Source organism: Arthrobacter paludis (genome assembly GCF_056782315.1).
Genome location: NZ_JBXAEW010000001.1, coordinates 39,188 through 55,087, shown reverse-complemented (window position 1 = coordinate 55,087; position 15,900 = coordinate 39,188). Strand labels below are relative to the sequence as shown.

The following is a 15,900-nucleotide window of genomic DNA, read 5'->3' as shown; positions in this document are numbered from 1 at the left end:
CCGGGGTCCGCGGCCGACCCGCCGCGGAGGAGCCTGCGGTCGGGTACCGCCCCGGTGTCGGCCGGGCAGCCCGTCGACGAACGCGTGATGGAGCGGGTCAGGTCCCTGGCGGCCAGCGGCGGGGGCAGGCTCTCGGGCGCCGACCTGGCCCAGGCCGTGCGGGCCAGCGGCCTCGTCGTGGGCAGCGGCAGCGCGGCCCGGGTCATCCGCCTGCTCCAGGAGGACCTTCGCGGCCTCGGCCCCCTGTAGGAGCTGGCCGACGTGCCGGGAACGACGGACGTGCTCGTGGACGGGACGGGCCGGGTCTGGACGGACGGCGGCCACGGCCTGTGCGCGGAGGACCTGCGGTTCGGGGACCCGGAGGACGTGCGGCGCCTGGCCGTCCGGCTGGCCGCCACCGGCGGCACGCGGCTGGACGACGGCCGTCCCTTCGCGGACGTCGTGCTCGGGCCGTACCGGATCCACGCCGTGCTGCCGCCGGTCTCGACCGCCGGCCCCCTCCTGTCGGTCCGCATCCGCCGGCCGGTGGCCCCCGACCTCGAGGACGTGCTGCCCGGCGGGGCGGCCAGCCCGTGGCTCGCACCGCTCCGCGCCCTCGTCAGGGCCCGGTTGAACTTCCTCGTCAGCGGCGGCACGGGGGCGGGCAAGACCACGCTGCTCGGGAGCCTGCTGGCGGGAGCGGACCCGGGGGAGCGCATCGTCGTCGTCGAGGACGACCACGAGCTCGACCCGAGGCACCCCCACGTCGTCGGGCTGCAGTCCCGGACGGCGAACGTGGAGGGGGCCGGTGCGATCGGCCTGTCCGAGCTGGTGCGCCAGGCCCTCCGCATGCGCCCGGACCGGCTCGTTGTCGGCGAGTGCCGCGGGGCCGAGGTCCGGGACTTCCTGGCCGCCATGAACACGGGCCACGACGGCGCCGGCGGCACGGTCCACGCGAGTTCGGCGGCGGCCGTCCCGGCGCGGCTGGCCGCGATGGGCGCCCTGGCCGGGCTGGCGCCCGAAGCCGTCGCCGTCCAGGCGGCCAGCGCGCTGGACGCCGTCGTCCACGTGGCCCGGGGGCGGGAGGGCCGCGGCCCGGTGGAACTCGCCCGGCTGCGTTCCCGGGGATCGGGCCTCGCCGTGGAGACGGTCCTCCGAGCGGGTCCCGGCGGACCCGAGCCGGGACCGGGCCTCACGGCGTTCGAGCGGGACCTCGGGGAACGGGGCGAAGCGTGGGCGTGGCGCTGATCGCCGTCGCGTGCGCCGCCGCGGCCGGGTGGCTGCTGCCGTCCCTGCATACGGCGGCGGGACGACGCCGGGGGCAGACCGCCGGCGCGGGCCGCCGATCCTGGCCCCGGGGCGGGCCCCGGGCCGCGCCCCGTCTCCGCCGTGGCCCACCGGACCCTGCCGGGCACCTGCGCGCGCTGCGGCAGCTCGCGTCCCTCCTGCGCGCGGGCCGCCCCCCGGCGGACGCGTGGGACCTCCTCGGGCGCACGTGGGAGCGCACCGCGCGACGGCAGGCGCCGGACGGTGCGTCGGCGGCCGCCGGGGACATCGTGGCGGCCTGCCGTGCCGTCCACGCGGGCCAGGGGCTGGGGGAGGCTCCCTCGCGCAGCCTCGAACGCCACGCGGCCGACACCCGGGATGAGTGGGCCGCCCTCTGGATCCGGGTCGGCTGGTGCCTGCGCCTGTCCGAGGCGACCGGGGCCGCGCTGTCCGACCTGTTGGAGCGGCTGGCGGGACAGGCCGAGGCGGCGGCGGACCGGAGGCGGGCCCTGGACTCGGCGATGGCCGGCCCGAGGGCGACGCAACGGCTGCTCGCCTGGCTGCCGGCATTCGGGGTCGCCATGGCCCAGGTGCTCGGCGCCGACCCCGTCGGCGTCCTGACCGGACACCCGGTGGGCAGGGTCTGCCTCGTGGCCGGGCTCGGGCTGTGGTGGGCCAACCGGGTCTGGGGGCGCCGATTGGTCGCCCGTGCCGCGGCCGGGGAACGGCCGTGACGGTCGCCGCCGCGGTGGCGGTGCTGGCGGTCGCGGCGGGTGCCCTCGCGGCATGGCTGGCTGCGGGCCCCGTGCGTCAGACCGGGCCACACCCGGGGGCGGGCGGCCGGCGGGGTGCCCCGGCCGGCGCCCCGCGACCGCGTACCCGCAGCCGGCAGGGTGACGGCCCCGCCGTGCCCGGCCGCGGCGCGGGGCGGTCCCGCGACCCCGCCGGACCGCCGGCCGGCACCCCGGCGGTCGCGGGCCCCGGGACGGCGTTGGACGGCGACGACCTCGCCCTGGTCCTGGACCTCGCGGCAACACTCCTCGAGTCCGGCCTGCCCCTGTCCGAGGTCCTGCGCACGCTGGCGGACTCGGTGCCGGGGTGCGTCGGGCTGCGGTCCGTGCTGCGGGCCCTGGACGCCGGTCTGCCCTGGGACCGGGCGTGGGACACCGCCCCGCCCGCGCTCGCGCCGCTCGGCGACGCCCTGGCCTTCACCCGACTCACGGGGGCCGCCACCGCCGCGGTCCTGAGGGCCTCCGCGGGGGAACGGCGCCGCGCCGAGTACCGGGCCGCGGAGCGGAGGGCCGCCGAGCTCGGCGTCCGGCTGGTCGTGCCGCTCGGCGTCTGCGCGCTGCCCGCCTTCGTGTGCCTGGGCATCGTGCCACTCGTGATGGCGCTGCTCCCGGGGCTGGGCTGAGGGCACCGGCCCTCCACAGCCCCGTTCCGGGACTCCTCCATCCAGAATCCGGCCGGGACGCCCCCGCGGCGCGCGCTCGCGGCCGACGCTGGGAGTGGCCCCCACCCCGGGGTCCACGACCAGGCACCACGGAAAGGACAGCCATGCACACGCCAACATCCAAGCGTCGGCCCGCGGAGGAGGACGGCATCGCGACCGCGGAGTTTGGGGGTGCCCTGTCAAGTGAGTTAGCGATATTCTTTGCCCATGACTTCCAAGAGGGCGGCTATCTATGCCCGTATTTCCCGGGATATGGCAGGCCAGGGGCTCGGGGTGGAGCGGCAGGAGACGGCGTGTCGTGACCTTGCTGAGCGGCTGGGTCTGACCGTCTCGCGCGTCTACGTGGACAACGATATTTCCGCGTACGCAGGGAAGAAGCGCCCCGAGTATGAGCGTCTGCTGAAGGACATTAGGGCGGGCCGGCTCGACGCCGTCGTGTGCTGGCACGCGGACCGGCTGCACCGTAAGACGCTGGAGCTGGAACACTACATCGAGGTTTGCCAGCCGCGCGGAGTCCTCACCTACCAGGTAGCGGGCGGGGAACTCGACCTAGCCTCAGCGACCGGGCAGGCCGTCGCTAAGACCATTGGGGCGTGGGCTCAGGCCGAGTCCGCGCACAAGAGCGAACGGATCAGGGCGCAGAAGGCGCAGGCGGCGCGGAAGGGGGAGGATCTTGGGGGCCGCGTCCCGTTCGGGTGGAAGCGCGAGAACGGCGGCGTCGTCGTGGACGAGGCCGAGGCCCGGTTCATCCGCGAGGGCATCGACATGCTCTGTTCCGGGGAACCAATCGTCGCCGTGACCCAGCGGTGGGCAGACCAGGGACTCGTGTCCGGTGGAGGCAAACCGCTGGGCACTACGCAGGTTCGCCGCATCCTCATGCGCGAACGGAACGCGGGCCTCGTCATGCACCACGGGGAAGTGGTGTCCACGGAATGGCCGGCGATTGTGTCCCTGGAGAAGTACCGGCGGGCAGAGGCGGTCCTGAAAGACCCGGTGCGCCGCCAGGACTCGCCGCATAAGCGGAAGTACCTCCTATCGGGCATCCTGCGGTGCCATTGCGGGCGGAAGATGACCGGGTTTACCTACCGGGAGGGGCAGGGCTCCTACAGGTGTTCGATCCATCAGGAGGGCTCCAAGTACGTGAAGGGGCACGCTCAGCGGAAGATGCAGGCTCTTGACGCTTTCGTGTTGGAGCGGGTGGCAGCGTACCTGGGGCGGGAGGACGTGAAGGCGGCGCTTGTGGCGTCTGCCGAGTTCTTGGAGGCTGAGGCGCGGCCCGTGGGGGATACGTCGGAGTTGGGCCGGCTGCTGGACCGCAAGGCGGCGCTCGCCCGGCTATTTGGTCAGGGCGCGATTACCGAGGCGCAGCTCGTGGAGGGGTCCGCCGAGATTGAGGGGAAGTTGCGGCAGATGGAGCGGGCGGCTGCTGAGCGGACGGGTTCGGCGGCGCTGGGTTCCCTGTTAGTCAAGGATGATCCGGGGGCGGCGTTCCTGGGGGCGTCTGTGATGCAGCAGCGGGAAGTGTTGAAGGCCCTGTTCGAGGTGCACCTCGTGGCGGGCCGGTCGCGGCGCGGCGTCGTCGGCGTGGACCCGGAATCGGTGCGGTTTATCCCCGTGGGCGTGTAGGGGTACGAGGGCGACCACAGGCAGGACAACCTGCCGTCCTACAGCACGCCATCGTCAAGATGCACCACAACGGTTATTTCGACCAGATCGACTCTACGCGGGGGCGACCACAACAGGGCGATCATCGACCAGACTCTAGGCGGACCCAACCGGCCCCCGCCCGGCCCCTAAGGCCGGTTGACAGGAGGAACCCCGGAAGTGCGCGGAAATACGGCGTTTTAACACGCCCGGGCGCAGGCGACACGCCGTGATTTTCTGATTGTGTCAGCCTGTGGATACCGCCGCCAGAGCCCCTTTAATCGGACGGAAAATCACTCCCGCCGCCTGTTGACAAATCGATTAGGGGTGGGGAGGAAAAGGCGCTTCTTCAGAAAGACTTGCTTGATTCCCGGTAGACTGATAGCGACCCCAGAAAAGGTCACAAACGGCGAAAGCCCAACCCAACGGACTGGTACTCCACCGGGTCAGGCTCAGGCCATATGAAGCAGCTACGACAGAACAACTTTGGACGGTTCACCTGTCGCAGCATCACACCTCGAAGGAGGCGCTATGCATGTATCAACCCACCGGGCCAACCCGGAGGTTGCAACCATTATTGCGACCCTGCCCCCGGACGTCAACTCCTGGCCCGTCCCCAGCACCTCGCAGTGCGAACGGCTCGTCACCATCCTGACGGGCGGTGCCCTCGCATGAAACTACCACCCCGGCATAACGCCGCCCAGCCTGTGAGCGAATGCTCACCCAAGGCCCTCAACCCGGTAGAGGTACACAACGCCGTCGAACTGCGCGACCTCGTCGCCTACTTCCGTGCCGAACACGGAGAATCCCGGCGGCGCGCCCAGTACCTCGCCCGACTCGTCTACCGCGACCCGGCAGAGTCCGCCATGCGCCTCCCGAGCGGCTGGCATGAAGCGATCCACGAGCCCACCAGCGGCTATGTACGCCGAGGAACCACCCTCGCCATGGACAAGCGCCCAACGGAACGGCAGGCCCTCGCCAACGTCGAGGAGGCCGCGTGAACCACCTACAGGCATACAGCGGCGAATACAACGGGTTCATCGCCCAGCACCGGACTGCCACCCGCGTCTACATCGCCGGATGGGAAAACGGGTACGCGCACGGCTACCGGGCCGGCCACAACGACGCCGGCGACCGCGCCGAGCTGACCGCCCGCAGGCTCCTAGCAGCGGCAGAGACCGCCGAGCACCAGCGGGCCCTCGCCAAGAGCGCCGCTGAAGCCCTCAGCGTCCCCCGCATGGCAGCCCGCCCGACTCCGGCCCCAGTGAAGCCCACGCCGACGTTAGAAGCGTTCCTCGCGGGCCTCAGGCGCGGAGGAATCCTGACCGAGACTCAGGCGGTGATGGTTTGACCGTCCCCGACTACTTCAGGGCAGACGCTTTCGACGCCCCGAGAGTCGAATGGCAGGACCAGGGCCTACGCTCCCACCAGCGCATGGCGGCACGGTTCGCCCAGTACGCCACAGGCCGTTGCCTGTACGTGAAGGGTGCCGGGTGGCACCACTGGGACGGCACCCGTTGGGCCCCCGACGACAACCAGACCAGGGCGCACGAGATCCTGTCTGAACTCCTCGCGGCATCATGGCAAGAGGCAATCACCGATAAGGACTTGGGGGCCGACGTGAGGGCCAGCATGACGGCCCACGGCGGGGCCGGAGTCCTGGACCTCGCCTCGAAGCGCCTGTTCGCCTCCCAGGTGGACACGGACCCGTACCTACTCAATTGCCGAAACGGGACACTCGACCTGCACAGCCTTGAACTCCGGCCCCACAACCCGGCAGACCACATCACAAAGGTGTGTAACGCCGCGTTCGATGCGGGCGCGTACTCCGGCGACTGGGACAACTTCCTGGCATCGAGCCTGCCCGACCCCGAGGTGCGCGAGTTCCTGCAACGATACGCGGGCCTCGCACTCATTGGCCGGGTAATCGAACACGTCCTAGTCATCGCCACCGGCAGCGGACGCAACGGCAAGGGCGTAATCGCCCGCATGTTGTCCAAGGCGCTCGGCAACTACGCAATCACCGCGTCAAACAACATGCTGATTGCCAGCCGCTACGGCCAGCAATCGGCGGGAGAACTAGCCTCGCGCATGCGGCTACGCGGTGCGCGGTGGGCAGTCATGAGCGAGTTGGAGAAGGGAGACAAGCTAGCCGAGGCGACCATGAAGAGCCTGACCGGCGGCGACACGATCGAAGCTAAATTTATGGGCCAGAACCCCGTGGAGTTCGAGCCGTCGCACAGCTTTTTCATGCTCACCAACGACCTGCCGAAGGTGGACGCCGACGCGACGGCGGTATGGGCCCGCATGCGCGTCGTCCCGTTCGATGTTTCGTTCGAGGGCAGGGAGGACCACGGCCTAGAGTCGCGGCTGGAGCTGAACCTAGACGCCATCCTCAACTGGGCGGTGCTCGGCCTCGCCCAGTACCAGGACGAAGGTCTGGCAGCGCCCGCCGCCGTCATGGCCCGCACCGAGTCCTACCGTTCAGAGAACGACGACGTGCAGCAGTTCATGGACGAATGCGCCGTTATGCATCCGAATGCCCGAGTGTCCCGTCTCGACCTGCACCACGCCTACACCGAGTGGGCGCGTGAGAACGGATCGCCTGCCCTGACGCCCAAACTGTTTGCCCCCCGAATCGCGGCCATACGGGGCATCACCGAGGGCAAGTCTCAGGGCATCCGGCTATGGAAAGGGGCAGGACTGAGGGCCGACGAAACGGACACTGACTAGCAGAAACATGGAATGGGGGCACGAAGGGGCACTTCTTCCCGGCGATTCCCCGGGGAAATTGAATGTAGGAAATGACCGGGAACAAGTGCCCCCTTCTGCCCCTTCCGCCCAAACCGCCAACTAAACAACTGACCCCCGAGGGGCCCCGGACAACCGTCTTGGGCCCCTCAGTCATACCCAGGAGCACCCAATGTCCTATGACGACCAGATCCGGCGCATGGCCGACGAACTCGACTACTACCGGGCCCACGCGAACCACTACCGGGCACGCCTCGGCCTCCCCCCGCTCTCCGCGATCCACGAGCCCGAGGAGGACCAGTGATTACCCCCGAGGAAGCCACCCCGCCACCGAACTACGTCCCCGCCGCATGGGTCCGCCAATTCACCCGGACGGAGCTGCAGTGGCTCGCTGAACGGCTCATGGCCCGCCAGCAGGAAGCCCGCGCCGAACTCGCACAAGCACGAATGAAAGCACACCAGGAAGGCCGGAAATGAGCGGATACCACTGGAACGGCTACACGGATAAGCAACTCACCCGATGGCCCGAACGCGCGTCTAACGCGGCCCTGTGGGAGCGGGCAGAACACGCGCGACGACAGGCCGACTACTGGCAGGCCCGTTGCCTCCGCGCCGAAGCCCGACTCACCGAACAGGAAACCAACCGATGATCCCGCGCATGCGAGAAATAACGCAACAGTTCAGGGACAACCCCTACGACGACCCGCCCGCGTTCACAACGGACCTTCCCTACAGCATCGTCCCCGCCTACCCGGCCCCAGCGACCGTCTGGCGGCTCTACGGCATCACCGGGAACATCGCCCACGGACCCTACCGGGCATCACCCGGAACGGCCCTCCGGCTCGAAGCCACCGCCGAATGCCACAACCCCCGGCACCCCGCGCACCACCCCATCCCGGCCCTGGAATGCAACTGCGGGATCTACGCATGCGCCGACGCCTACACCCTCGCCGGACACCACGAGCGGCTAGCCAAGTCGTTCTACGGGGCGAACCTCGCACTAGCCAGGGGAACCCTCCAAGGCCCCATCTTCAAAGCCCGGGACACACCAGGGCCCGGACAGGACGAATTCCCAGCGGTACGGGGCCACAGATTCAAAGTGGAAGCGTTTTACACAACCAGTAACAGCGCAGGGCTCCCCGCGTGGTTCAACGTCCGGGAAGCCACCACACACCCCACAGTGCCCGTCCACCGGGTCAAGGGACTGCAGCGGATCATCCAAGACACCCACCCCGCAGACCCCCACCTAGACCGGCTACAGGACACCCTCGCCGCGAACACGACGAGCACCCACCAAACCAGGGGCGCCGCCCAATAGCGCCGGCCCCCACCAAGCGAGAAGGACAAAACCACATGGCGAAGCAAGCACACGACCCCGGCCGCAAGAAGGCCCGGAAACGCGAAACCGAGACAAGATCCGGCGCGATCACCGCCGGCGTCCTCCGAAGGTACGCACGCCGGCTCGTGAACGCCGGGATCTGCAACCCCACCATCCTCGACTCCGCAATCAAGCCCCACGAACGGGAGAACAACCAGTGAGCGAAACCCGCAACCTTTCCCGCCGGCCCTTCATCGGCAAGATCGAGCCCTACGACTGGGCCGACAAAAAGACCGGCGAAACCACCCACGGCCTCATCATCTCCGGCAGGTTCGGGAACGCCGCACACCTCACCAAAACCGAGGCATACGCACTAGCCGACCGCATCGTAGACGCCGCCGACAAACTCCCCGACACCAACAACCAGGACAACGAATGAGCCCCTTCACCAGCCACGCCGACCGCTACCACCAGAACCTCATCGACGCCCGGCACTCCCGAGCCATCCCCGGCTACCTCATGGGCCCGAACGGCAAAGAGCCCGCCGTCGTCATCATGCGCGACACCAAACCCGCATTCGTCCTCCCCATCGAAGACGCCTACCGGCTCGCAAACGGCATAGCCGACGCACTCGACACATGGAACCAGGAGAACAACCAGTGAGCGACCTCCAAGACGACTTCAACGCCGCCATGCAGGAAGTAGCGGCCCAACACCGGACCAAAGCCGAGGAAGCCCGGCAGGCCCTCCAAGCACGCCAGGAACGCGCCAACACCGGGGCCGAATGGCTACGCAAACAGTTCGAACTCCTCGACGCCAACGGCGACCCCGAGACCGAACCACTACCCACCAGCACGCCCGACGACGGCGACGTTTTCAACCACTTTCCCCGATTCTAAGGAGCAACCATGACCGCGATCTTCAACCGCAAGCCCACCAACACCCACTCCCAGATGCAGGTCATCGCCGACGCCTACACCGCGTACGGCCTGCCCGCCCCCACCCGGGCCCTGGACATCAAGCGCACCGTCGAAGCCGGGGCCGCGAACGTCGAACAGACCGCCGCCCGCCTCGCCCTCGAAGCCCTCACCACCGACCAGGAACCTGCGGAATGGCACGCCAACGCCGTCGAACAGATCCGCGACGCGCAGGCCCGCGAAGCACTCGCCGCAGCATTCGGCAGGAACTACAACACCGCCATGCAGCGGGCACTCCCCACCTATCTCGAGGAAGCCGCCACGGCCCTACAGGCCCCCGTGGATAAGCTCATCCGAAAGCTCACCACCGCCGCCCGGAAACTCCCCGCCGGCCCCCGCGCACTGGACCCCGAGGCCAACATCAGCAACGACAGCGGGGCCGCACTCGCCGACGCACGGCAGACCCTCGCCCTCCTGGGACACGCGGCCAGCATCTATCAGGCCACCCCTCCCGGCAGCATGCCCCCAGCACTCGCGGCACTCCTCCCCATCCTCGACGTGCCCGACGCCGAACCTGAGCGCATCAAGTCCAACGTCGGGGAAAGCATTGTCGTCCTCAACCAGGACGAAGCGGCTGGCAGCTACACGATCAGGGCCATTGCCGACGAGGCGAAGGCGGACACGGATCTTGCACTCGTGAACGTCGCGCGCGGCAACCACGACGGCGCAACGCTCAGCCTCGCAACGCCTGACGAGTACCGCGAACGCCGAGCCAACGCAGCACGCGCCTACCAGCGCGTCACCGTCCGCTAAATCCGAATCGCCTGTCAGCGACAACCGCTCGACGGGGTAGGGGGCATCTCGGTCGAAACCCCTCCAAGTCGCACCTCCGGCGTAGCGATGCGTCTCTCTAGTTTGTCTCACGCCCATGAGGGGGTAGGGGGCGTCCCGGTCGAACCTTTCGACGGTCGCACCTCCGGCGTAGCGACAGATACCCCCGTGCCCCCTGTTTTCCACATTAGGAACCCCTTTACCGTCACGTGGAAAAAAGCCATGAGTGAGAATGGCCCTATGCCGGGGGGCGGCCTGTAGGGGATGGGGGAGGGGGAGTGGGCGGGGTCAGGCCAGCTAGGCATGTCGGCGCAATACGAGTAAATTAAACCCACTAGGAGAAGGCGAGGGGGAACATGGCACGGATAACGACGCACCTTCGCGCACTTGATGCCCGCCCTCTGCCGCCATTGGTTAGGAGGCTCACTGTGAAACAGGCGAGTTTCGATGATTACAAGCGTGAAGTCTTGTCTGGCGAGTCTCGTCTTGAGCGGGCTGAGGCGGCTCTGAAGCTGCCCGTTGGTATGACAATCAAGCGCAACAAGCAATAGTGTTCGACTGGCGCGACGCCGAAGCTGCCGATGAAGGGCTTTTCGGCGCTTTTGATTGCTGCACTGTTCCTAGGTATGCACCGGGTACGCCAATTCAAATAGTCCGTAACCATGAGGTATGGGCTAAGCGAGTCCGAACTATCGTCCGCGAATTGGAGCCGCCAGCGATTCCAGATGACCGTTTCATAGTGGCGACTAGCGAGGGTCGTCTTGACGGTATCTTGGTGTTCGATCATGAGATTGTGCGGCCGGATTTGGCCCAGGTTCAGGTCTATATTCTGGCTCGCTCAGTGCACATGAGGCGCAGGGGTGTAGGTGAGTCGGCATTGCAGCGCCTCTATGATGAGATCGCGGCGCTTTCTGATGAGTTCCCGAATTTGCGGAATGTCGGTATCGATGCGGAAGTGCACGCACGTAATAATGCCTGCCGAACGTTGCTAACCACCCACGGGTGGGTCAATCACGGAAAAGCATCTGGAGACGCGGACTACGAAAAGTGGAAATTTAGGATTGCGCTGGTGTAGACGTGTCAAGGCCCCGCCCCGGCATTGCGCCGGGGCGGGGCCTTTCGTCGTTTAGGTGGCTTGTTCGGGCGCTCGCGGATGAGGGTATATGTCCACCAGGGCGATTGCCCCCATCGTTGGCGCCACCCACTCGACGGTTCAGCAGGACATGAAAGCAACTGAGGAAAATTCCTCAGTTGACTCCCCTCGCGTCTCGCATGGACCTGTCGGAAATCCGACACCTCGCGATTCGCCGGGACCTCGAAGCAACTGCGTCAAATGTCGCAGTTGATGAGCCCCGCGTCTCGCACGGCATGGACGGCAAGACTCGCACCTAAACCGTCCTAAAGTTCCTAAACCCAGCGGACCCCATAGGGGCTGTCTTGCTTTGGTCCCCGACACCGAAACTCCCACCGCCCCCGCTCCCTCGCAGCGATATTGGAACGCCTGTAGCCCGCCCCGGTATCCGGGACAGGCTGGCGTCACCCGCACACGGGGCCCTGGTGTGCGGTAGCCCGGCGGTTCGGGCTTGAAGGGGAGTGTCACCGCGCCCTCACTGTGTTTGCGCTAGGAGGGCAGGAACGCGCCGAGGTTGCGACTCGGAAACCGGGCAGGTGGTACCTGAGGTACCACCTGCCGGGCATCCCAGCCGCACCCCAAGTCATGCTTGGAGGGGCTGGGAGGGGCCTAGGGCGGTCCCACGAGCAGGGACGGGGAGAACGGCACCACGAACACGATTACGGCCCACAGCAGGCCCTCTAGACGCTTCACTTGGAGTCCCGCCGGTCGGGTCCGGTGCAGCCGGCGGGCGTGAACGGCAGCAGCAGGGCGGCGACGGCGTACCGGATGAACCGGGCCCGCGTCACTTGGAGCCCTCCAGCTCGTGCCACCAGTCGAGCCACGCCTCAGCGACCGGGACGATATCGGCCCCAATCTCCGTGTGGGCGTTCCACAGGTCAGTGGCCGTTGTCTCAGGGTGGAGGTAGCCGCGCCGGTAAAGTTCGGTGCGGATCTCGTCAGTCGTGAACTCCGACAGCGGGCGGGCGGGGGACTCGACGGGCTCCAGGAACCGCGTGTGCAGGGTGTGGGGGAGTTCCAGCGCCTCGGGGTTGTCCCACTTCACGGTGGCGTACTGGCCCAGGTCGTCGTCGCCCGTGGCGGTAATCGTCCCTAGTTCGCCCGTGCTTGCGTGACGGACGCGGGCCCCAACGGTAAAGTCGTTCATTGTCAGCACTTCCCTTGAGTGTTGGCCGTGCCCCGGGGTGTTCGCTGCACCGCCGGGGCTTTGTCGTGAGCAAGTTACTCACGTGGTCAATACTCAGTATTCGCGATCGTCACCCTCGCCGCGGTCGGCTTCGCCGGGCTGCTTGTCGGGATCCTCAGCAGTGGGGACGTCAACGAACTGCTGATGGGCCTCGTCCGGCAGGCGCTCTCCTACTAGGGACGCGGGATGCCGATCCACTGGCAGCGGGGCAGCAGCACGGCCGAGATGGCCGTGCTGCTGCCGGCGGCCGCCGCCCTCTTGGCCCTCGCCCTCGGCGCGGGGACGGCCGCCGCGACGCAGGTCCGGTTGGAACAGGCCGCGCGGGCAGCCGCCCGCGAGCTCGCCCGGGGCGAGGACCCGGCGCGGGCTGTCGAGGCGGCCCGGCGTCTGGCCGGCCCCGGAACCCGGGTCGACGTGGGCGCCGACGGCGCCTTCCGGACCGTGACGGTCTCGGACGCGCTGGACTGGCCCGCCCTGGCCGGGCTGGGCGGGCTGGAGCTCGAGGCCAACGCACACGCGCGGTCCGAGACGGACGGCGGCGGTCGCGATGCCCCCTAGCGCGCGGCAGCCGGCGCGGCGGTGGCCGCCGGGTCCCCCACGGGCAGGCCGGCCCCGGGGAGCGCCACGGCGGGCGGCTCCGGAGGCGGGCTCGGGGACGGTGCTGGTCGTCGCACTCGTCGCGGTGACCGGCTTCCTGGTGGCCGCGGTGCTGCTGCTGGGACACGTCGCGCTGGCCGCCGGCCGGGCCGCCACCGCGGCCGACCTCGCCGCCCTCGCCGCCGCCGACGCGGCCCGGGGGCTGGCTTCGGGGGAGCCGTGCGCGGTGGCGGCCGCCACCGCGCGGCGCCACGGGGCCCAACTCGCGGCGTGTGCACGGGCCGGGCCCCGCGGCGAGATCGTGGACGTGCGCACCGTGGTCCGGCTCGGCGGCCCGGCCACCTGGTTCCCCGCGACGGCCGACGCGGCGGCGGGACGCTCCAGGGCCGGCCCGCCGCCCGCGCCCTGGGACCCGTGACGGCGGAGCGGGGCCCGCACGTGCCCGGGGACCGTGGCGGCGGCGCGGACCCGGCCACGCCGCGGGGGTCCCCTACCGGCCGACGGGCGCGTGGCGGATCAGCGTTCCCAGCAGCTTGATGGCGCCGGCCTTGTCCAGCGGATTGTTCTTATTCCCGCATTTGGGCGACTGGACACAGGAGGGGCAGCCGGACTCGCACTCGCAGGCCATGATGGCCTCGCGGGTCGCGGAGAGCCACGTGTGCGCGCGTTCGTGGCCGCGCTCGACGAAGCCCGCGCCGCCCGGGTGGCCGTCGTAGACGAAGATCGTGGGCATGCCGGTGTCCGCGTGCCGCGCGGTGGACACCCCGCCGATGTCCCAGCGGTCGCTCGACGCGACGAGGGGCAGCAGGCCGATGGCGGCGTGCTCCGCGGCGTGCAGGGAGCCCGGGGCGGCGTCGGGGAGGACCCCGTCCGCGGCGAGCCGCTGCTCCGGGACGGTGAACCACACCGCGCGGGTGAACAGGTCGCGCGGCTCGAGGTCCAGCGGCTCCTCGCCGAGGATCTCGTTGCTCACCAGGGCCTTGCGCTGGAACGACACGACCTGCGTCGTGACGCGGACGTCCCCGAAGTGCACGCCGATGGACCCCCACTGCTCCGAGCGGAGCGCTTCGACGACCTCGATGGTCGTGATGTCGCGGGCCTGGGTGTAGTAGTTCGGTTGGGCCAGACGCACGACGACGCAGTGGTCCTGCTCGTTGAGCTCCTCGACGAGGTAGGTCCGGCCCTGGTGGACGTACACGGCGCCGCCGTGGGCCTGGTAGTGGGCCTGCGGGGAGTCGATCGTGCCCAGCACGGAGCCCGTGTCGGCCTCGATGATCTGCATCGGCCCGCCTCCGGCCCCGCGCAGGTCCACGAGGTCCGCCGCGCTCTGCGGGTGCGTCCAGAACCACCCCGAGGGCCGCCGGCGCAGGTACCCGCGCTCCACGAGGTTGTCCAGGAGCCGGACCGCCGACGGGCCGAACAGGTCCGGTTCCTCCGGCCGCAGCGGCAGTTCCGCCGCGGCCGCGCACAGGTGCGGGGAGAGCACGTAGGGGTTCTCGGGGTCGAACACCGTGGCCTCGACCGGCTCGTCGAAGATCGCCTCCGGGTGGTTGACGAGGTACGTGTCGAGGGGGTCGTCGCTGGCCACGAACGCAGCGAGCGCGTTCTGGCCCGACCGGCCGGCCCGCCCGATCTGCTGCTGGAACGAGGCGCGCGTCCCCGGCCAGCCCGCCACGAGGACGGCGTCGAGCCCGGCCACGTCGATCCCCAGCTCGAGGGCCGACGTCGAGGCGACCCCGAGCAGCCGGCCCGAGCGCAGGTCGGCCTCCAGCGCCCGGCGCTCCTCGGGCAGGAAGCCGGACCGGTAGGCGGCGATCCGCCCGGGAAGGGACGGGTCGATCTCGTCGACGAGCCGCCGCGCCGACGACGCGATCGCCTCGGCGCCGCGGCGCGAGCGGATGAATGCCAGGGAGCGCACCCCGGAACACACGAGGTGGGCCAGCAGGTCGGCGGACTCCGCGATGATGGTCCGGCGCCGCGGGGCGCCGTTCTCGCCGAGCAGGTCCGTCAGCGGCGGCTCCCACAGCGCGACGGCGGTTTCGCCGCGAGGGGAGAAGTCGGAGCCGACGGCGACGGCGGGCGCGCCGATGAGCCGGCCGAACGACGCCGCCGGATCGGAACTCGTGGCGGAGGCGCCGATGAACACCGGGTCGGCCCCGTAGTGCGCGGCGACGCGGCGGAGGCGCCGGAACAGGTTGGCCACGTGGGAGCCGAACACGCCCCGGTACCCGTGCACCTCGTCGACGACGACGTAGCGCAGGCGCCGCAGGAAGCGCGACCAGGCCTCGTGGTTGGGCAGGATCCCGAAGTGGAGCATGTCCGGGTTCGCGAGCACGAGGTTCGCGTGGTCGCGGACCCAGCGGCGCAGTCCGGGATCGGTGTCCCCGTCGTACGTGGCGGGCCGGACGGTGTCCAGGCCCAGTGCGCCGATCGCCGAGAACTGGTCCGCGGCCAGGGCCTTCGTGGGCGCGAGGTACAGCGCGGTCGCGTCCTCGGGCCGCAGGGTGGGCCGCGCATCGAGGTTCGTGCGGTGGATGGCATCCAGCACGGGCAGCAGGTACGCGAGCGACTTGCCCGAGGCCGTGCCGGTGGCCACGATGGTGTGCCGCCCGGAGTGGGCGTGGGACGCGGCCTCCACCTGGTGCAGCCACGGGGTCTCGACGCCGCGGGCGCGGAACGCGTCCGCCACCCCCGGATGCACCCAGTCGGGCCACGGGCCGTGGACGGCGTCCCGTGCCTCAATGAGGCGCAGGTGCCGCAGCTGCTCCGGGTCCGAACCGTGCCCCAGCAGCGGGACGAGGGTGCGGAAATCCTTCACCGGACCAT

General features: G+C 69.5%; 23 protein-coding genes. 21 read left to right on the top strand and 2 right to left on the bottom strand.

Annotation, left to right across the window (positions count from 1 at the left end):
• The first annotated feature begins 87 nt into the window (after positions 1–87).
• The 18 genes from AC1Q5D_RS00315 (at position 88) to AC1Q5D_RS00230 (ending at position 11,234) form a co-directional block, all read left to right on the top strand.
• On the top strand, positions 88–249 hold the full coding sequence (locus tag AC1Q5D_RS00315) for a hypothetical protein (protein ID WP_481736559.1): 162 nt from the start codon (positions 88–90) through the stop codon (positions 247–249).
• Positions 250–261: 12 nt separating this feature from the next.
• Positions 262–1,227, top strand: a complete 966-nt coding sequence (locus AC1Q5D_RS00310) for a TadA family conjugal transfer-associated ATPase (RefSeq protein ID WP_481736558.1) — start codon at positions 262–264, stop codon at positions 1,225–1,227.
• Positions 1,218–1,979 (top strand): type II secretion system F family protein, encoded by a 762-nt coding sequence (locus AC1Q5D_RS00305; RefSeq protein WP_481736557.1) that lies wholly within the window; start codon positions 1,218–1,220, stop codon positions 1,977–1,979. Before AC1Q5D_RS00310 ends, AC1Q5D_RS00305 begins: the two co-directional genes overlap by 10 nt.
• 173 nt (positions 1,980–2,152) lie before the next feature.
• Positions 2,153–2,659 (top strand): type II secretion system F family protein, encoded by a 507-nt coding sequence (locus AC1Q5D_RS00300; RefSeq protein WP_481736556.1) that lies wholly within the window; start codon positions 2,153–2,155, stop codon positions 2,657–2,659.
• A 246-nt stretch (positions 2,660–2,905) separates the two neighbouring features.
• A complete protein-coding gene (locus tag AC1Q5D_RS00295) occupies positions 2,906–4,324 on the top strand; it encodes a recombinase family protein (RefSeq protein WP_481736555.1) in 1,419 nt (472 codons plus the stop codon).
• 549 nt (positions 4,325–4,873) lie between these two features.
• Complete coding sequence (locus AC1Q5D_RS00290; protein ID WP_481736554.1) at positions 4,874–5,017, top strand: hypothetical protein; 144 nt, start codon at positions 4,874–4,876, stop codon at positions 5,015–5,017.
• Positions 5,018–5,049: 32 nt separating this feature from the next.
• Positions 5,050–5,343, top strand: coding sequence for a hypothetical protein (locus AC1Q5D_RS00285; protein WP_481736553.1), 294 nt, complete (start codon positions 5,050–5,052; stop codon positions 5,341–5,343).
• The gene (locus AC1Q5D_RS00280; protein WP_481736552.1) at positions 5,340–5,693 is read left to right on the top strand and encodes a hypothetical protein; all 354 of its coding nucleotides are present in this window, start codon (positions 5,340–5,342) and stop codon (positions 5,691–5,693) included. Before AC1Q5D_RS00285 ends, AC1Q5D_RS00280 begins: the two co-directional genes overlap by 4 nt.
• An 83-nt stretch (positions 5,694–5,776) precedes the next feature.
• Positions 5,777–7,075 carry a DNA primase family protein gene (locus tag AC1Q5D_RS00275; protein ID WP_481736551.1) on the top strand — a complete coding sequence of 433 codons (1,299 nt, stop codon included), beginning with the start codon at positions 5,777–5,779 and terminating at the stop codon, positions 7,073–7,075.
• Between the two features lie 190 nt (positions 7,076–7,265).
• The gene (locus AC1Q5D_RS00270; protein WP_481736550.1) at positions 7,266–7,397 is read left to right on the top strand and encodes a hypothetical protein; all 132 of its coding nucleotides are present in this window, start codon (positions 7,266–7,268) and stop codon (positions 7,395–7,397) included.
• A gap of 354 nt (positions 7,398–7,751) precedes the next feature.
• Entirely contained in the window at positions 7,752–8,411 is a 660-nt protein-coding gene (locus AC1Q5D_RS00265) for a hypothetical protein (protein ID WP_481736549.1), read from the top strand.
• A 35-nt stretch (positions 8,412–8,446) separates the two neighbouring features.
• Positions 8,447–8,632, top strand: coding sequence for a hypothetical protein (locus AC1Q5D_RS00260; RefSeq protein WP_481736548.1), 186 nt, complete (start codon positions 8,447–8,449; stop codon positions 8,630–8,632).
• Positions 8,629–8,850, top strand: coding sequence for a hypothetical protein (locus tag AC1Q5D_RS00255; protein WP_481736547.1), 222 nt, complete (start codon positions 8,629–8,631; stop codon positions 8,848–8,850). The genes AC1Q5D_RS00260 and AC1Q5D_RS00255 overlap by 4 nt, the downstream gene beginning before the upstream one ends.
• Positions 8,847–9,074 (top strand): hypothetical protein, encoded by a 228-nt coding sequence (locus AC1Q5D_RS00250; RefSeq protein WP_481736546.1) that lies wholly within the window; start codon positions 8,847–8,849, stop codon positions 9,072–9,074. The genes AC1Q5D_RS00255 and AC1Q5D_RS00250 overlap by 4 nt, the downstream gene beginning before the upstream one ends.
• Complete coding sequence (locus AC1Q5D_RS00245; protein WP_481736545.1) at positions 9,071–9,310, top strand: hypothetical protein; 240 nt, start codon at positions 9,071–9,073, stop codon at positions 9,308–9,310. Before AC1Q5D_RS00250 ends, AC1Q5D_RS00245 begins: the two co-directional genes overlap by 4 nt.
• A gap of 9 nt (positions 9,311–9,319) precedes the next feature.
• The gene (locus tag AC1Q5D_RS00240; RefSeq protein WP_481736544.1) at positions 9,320–10,141 is read left to right on the top strand and encodes a hypothetical protein; all 822 of its coding nucleotides are present in this window, start codon (positions 9,320–9,322) and stop codon (positions 10,139–10,141) included.
• A gap of 446 nt (positions 10,142–10,587) precedes the next feature.
• Entirely contained in the window at positions 10,588–10,710 is a 123-nt protein-coding gene (locus AC1Q5D_RS00235) for a hypothetical protein (protein WP_481736543.1), read from the top strand.
• The gene (locus tag AC1Q5D_RS00230) at positions 10,710–11,234 is read left to right on the top strand and encodes a hypothetical protein (protein WP_481736542.1); all 525 of its coding nucleotides are present in this window, start codon (positions 10,710–10,712) and stop codon (positions 11,232–11,234) included. The genes AC1Q5D_RS00235 and AC1Q5D_RS00230 overlap by 1 nt, the downstream gene beginning before the upstream one ends.
• An 841-nt stretch (positions 11,235–12,075) precedes the next feature.
• On the opposite strand, the gene AC1Q5D_RS00225 is transcribed toward AC1Q5D_RS00230, so the two are convergent.
• Positions 12,076–12,438 (bottom strand): hypothetical protein, encoded by a 363-nt coding sequence (locus AC1Q5D_RS00225; protein WP_481736541.1) that lies wholly within the window; start codon positions 12,436–12,438, stop codon positions 12,076–12,078.
• 105 nt (positions 12,439–12,543) lie between these two features.
• Between AC1Q5D_RS00225 and AC1Q5D_RS00220 the strand changes: the two genes are divergently transcribed.
• From AC1Q5D_RS00220 to AC1Q5D_RS00210, 3 genes are read left to right on the top strand one after another with little or no spacing between them, the layout of a single operon-like run.
• Positions 12,544–12,654 (top strand): DUF4244 domain-containing protein, encoded by a 111-nt coding sequence (locus tag AC1Q5D_RS00220; RefSeq protein WP_481736786.1) that lies wholly within the window; start codon positions 12,544–12,546, stop codon positions 12,652–12,654.
• Positions 12,655–12,663: 9 nt separating this feature from the next.
• The gene (locus tag AC1Q5D_RS00215; RefSeq protein ID WP_481736540.1) at positions 12,664–13,035 is read left to right on the top strand and encodes a TadE family type IV pilus minor pilin; all 372 of its coding nucleotides are present in this window, start codon (positions 12,664–12,666) and stop codon (positions 13,033–13,035) included.
• Positions 13,025–13,492, top strand: a complete 468-nt coding sequence (locus tag AC1Q5D_RS00210; protein ID WP_481736539.1) for an Rv3654c family TadE-like protein — start codon at positions 13,025–13,027, stop codon at positions 13,490–13,492. Before AC1Q5D_RS00215 ends, AC1Q5D_RS00210 begins: the two co-directional genes overlap by 11 nt.
• Before the next feature lie 72 nt (positions 13,493–13,564).
• Here AC1Q5D_RS00210 and AC1Q5D_RS00205 read toward each other — a convergent pair whose 3' ends face one another.
• On the bottom strand, positions 13,565–15,892 hold the full coding sequence (locus AC1Q5D_RS00205) for a DEAD/DEAH box helicase (RefSeq protein WP_481736538.1): 2,328 nt from the start codon (positions 15,890–15,892) through the stop codon (positions 13,565–13,567).
• Positions 15,893–15,900: the final 8 nt, after the last annotated feature.

What these genes read in the sequence shown, in the direction of transcription:
- AC1Q5D_RS00275 (WP_481736551.1), top strand. Translation starts at nt 5,777, where the DNA reads ATGGCGGCACGGTTCGCCCAGTACGCCACAGGCCGTTGCCTGTACGTG.
- AC1Q5D_RS00260 (WP_481736548.1), top strand. Translation starts at nt 8,447, where the DNA reads ATGGCGAAGCAAGCACACGACCCCGGCCGCAAGAAGGCCCGGAAACGC.
- AC1Q5D_RS00215 (WP_481736540.1), top strand. Translation starts at nt 12,664, where the DNA reads ATGCCGATCCACTGGCAGCGGGGCAGCAGCACGGCCGAGATGGCCGTG.
- AC1Q5D_RS00265 (WP_481736549.1), top strand. Translation starts at nt 7,752, where the DNA reads ATGCGAGAAATAACGCAACAGTTCAGGGACAACCCCTACGACGACCCG.
- AC1Q5D_RS00240 (WP_481736544.1), top strand. Translation starts at nt 9,320, where the DNA reads ATGACCGCGATCTTCAACCGCAAGCCCACCAACACCCACTCCCAGATG.
- AC1Q5D_RS00250 (WP_481736546.1), top strand. Translation starts at nt 8,847, where the DNA reads ATGAGCCCCTTCACCAGCCACGCCGACCGCTACCACCAGAACCTCATC.
- AC1Q5D_RS00210 (WP_481736539.1), top strand. Translation starts at nt 13,025, where the DNA reads ATGCCCCCTAGCGCGCGGCAGCCGGCGCGGCGGTGGCCGCCGGGTCCC.
- AC1Q5D_RS00295 (WP_481736555.1), top strand. Translation starts at nt 2,906, where the DNA reads ATGACTTCCAAGAGGGCGGCTATCTATGCCCGTATTTCCCGGGATATG.
- AC1Q5D_RS00270 (WP_481736550.1), top strand. Translation starts at nt 7,266, where the DNA reads ATGTCCTATGACGACCAGATCCGGCGCATGGCCGACGAACTCGACTAC.
- AC1Q5D_RS00315 (WP_481736559.1), top strand. Translation starts at nt 88, where the DNA reads ATGGAGCGGGTCAGGTCCCTGGCGGCCAGCGGCGGGGGCAGGCTCTCG.
- AC1Q5D_RS00225 (WP_481736541.1), bottom strand. Translation starts at nt 12,438, where the DNA reads ATGAACGACTTTACCGTTGGGGCCCGCGTCCGTCACGCAAGCACGGGC.
- AC1Q5D_RS00290 (WP_481736554.1), top strand. Translation starts at nt 4,874, where the DNA reads ATGCATGTATCAACCCACCGGGCCAACCCGGAGGTTGCAACCATTATT.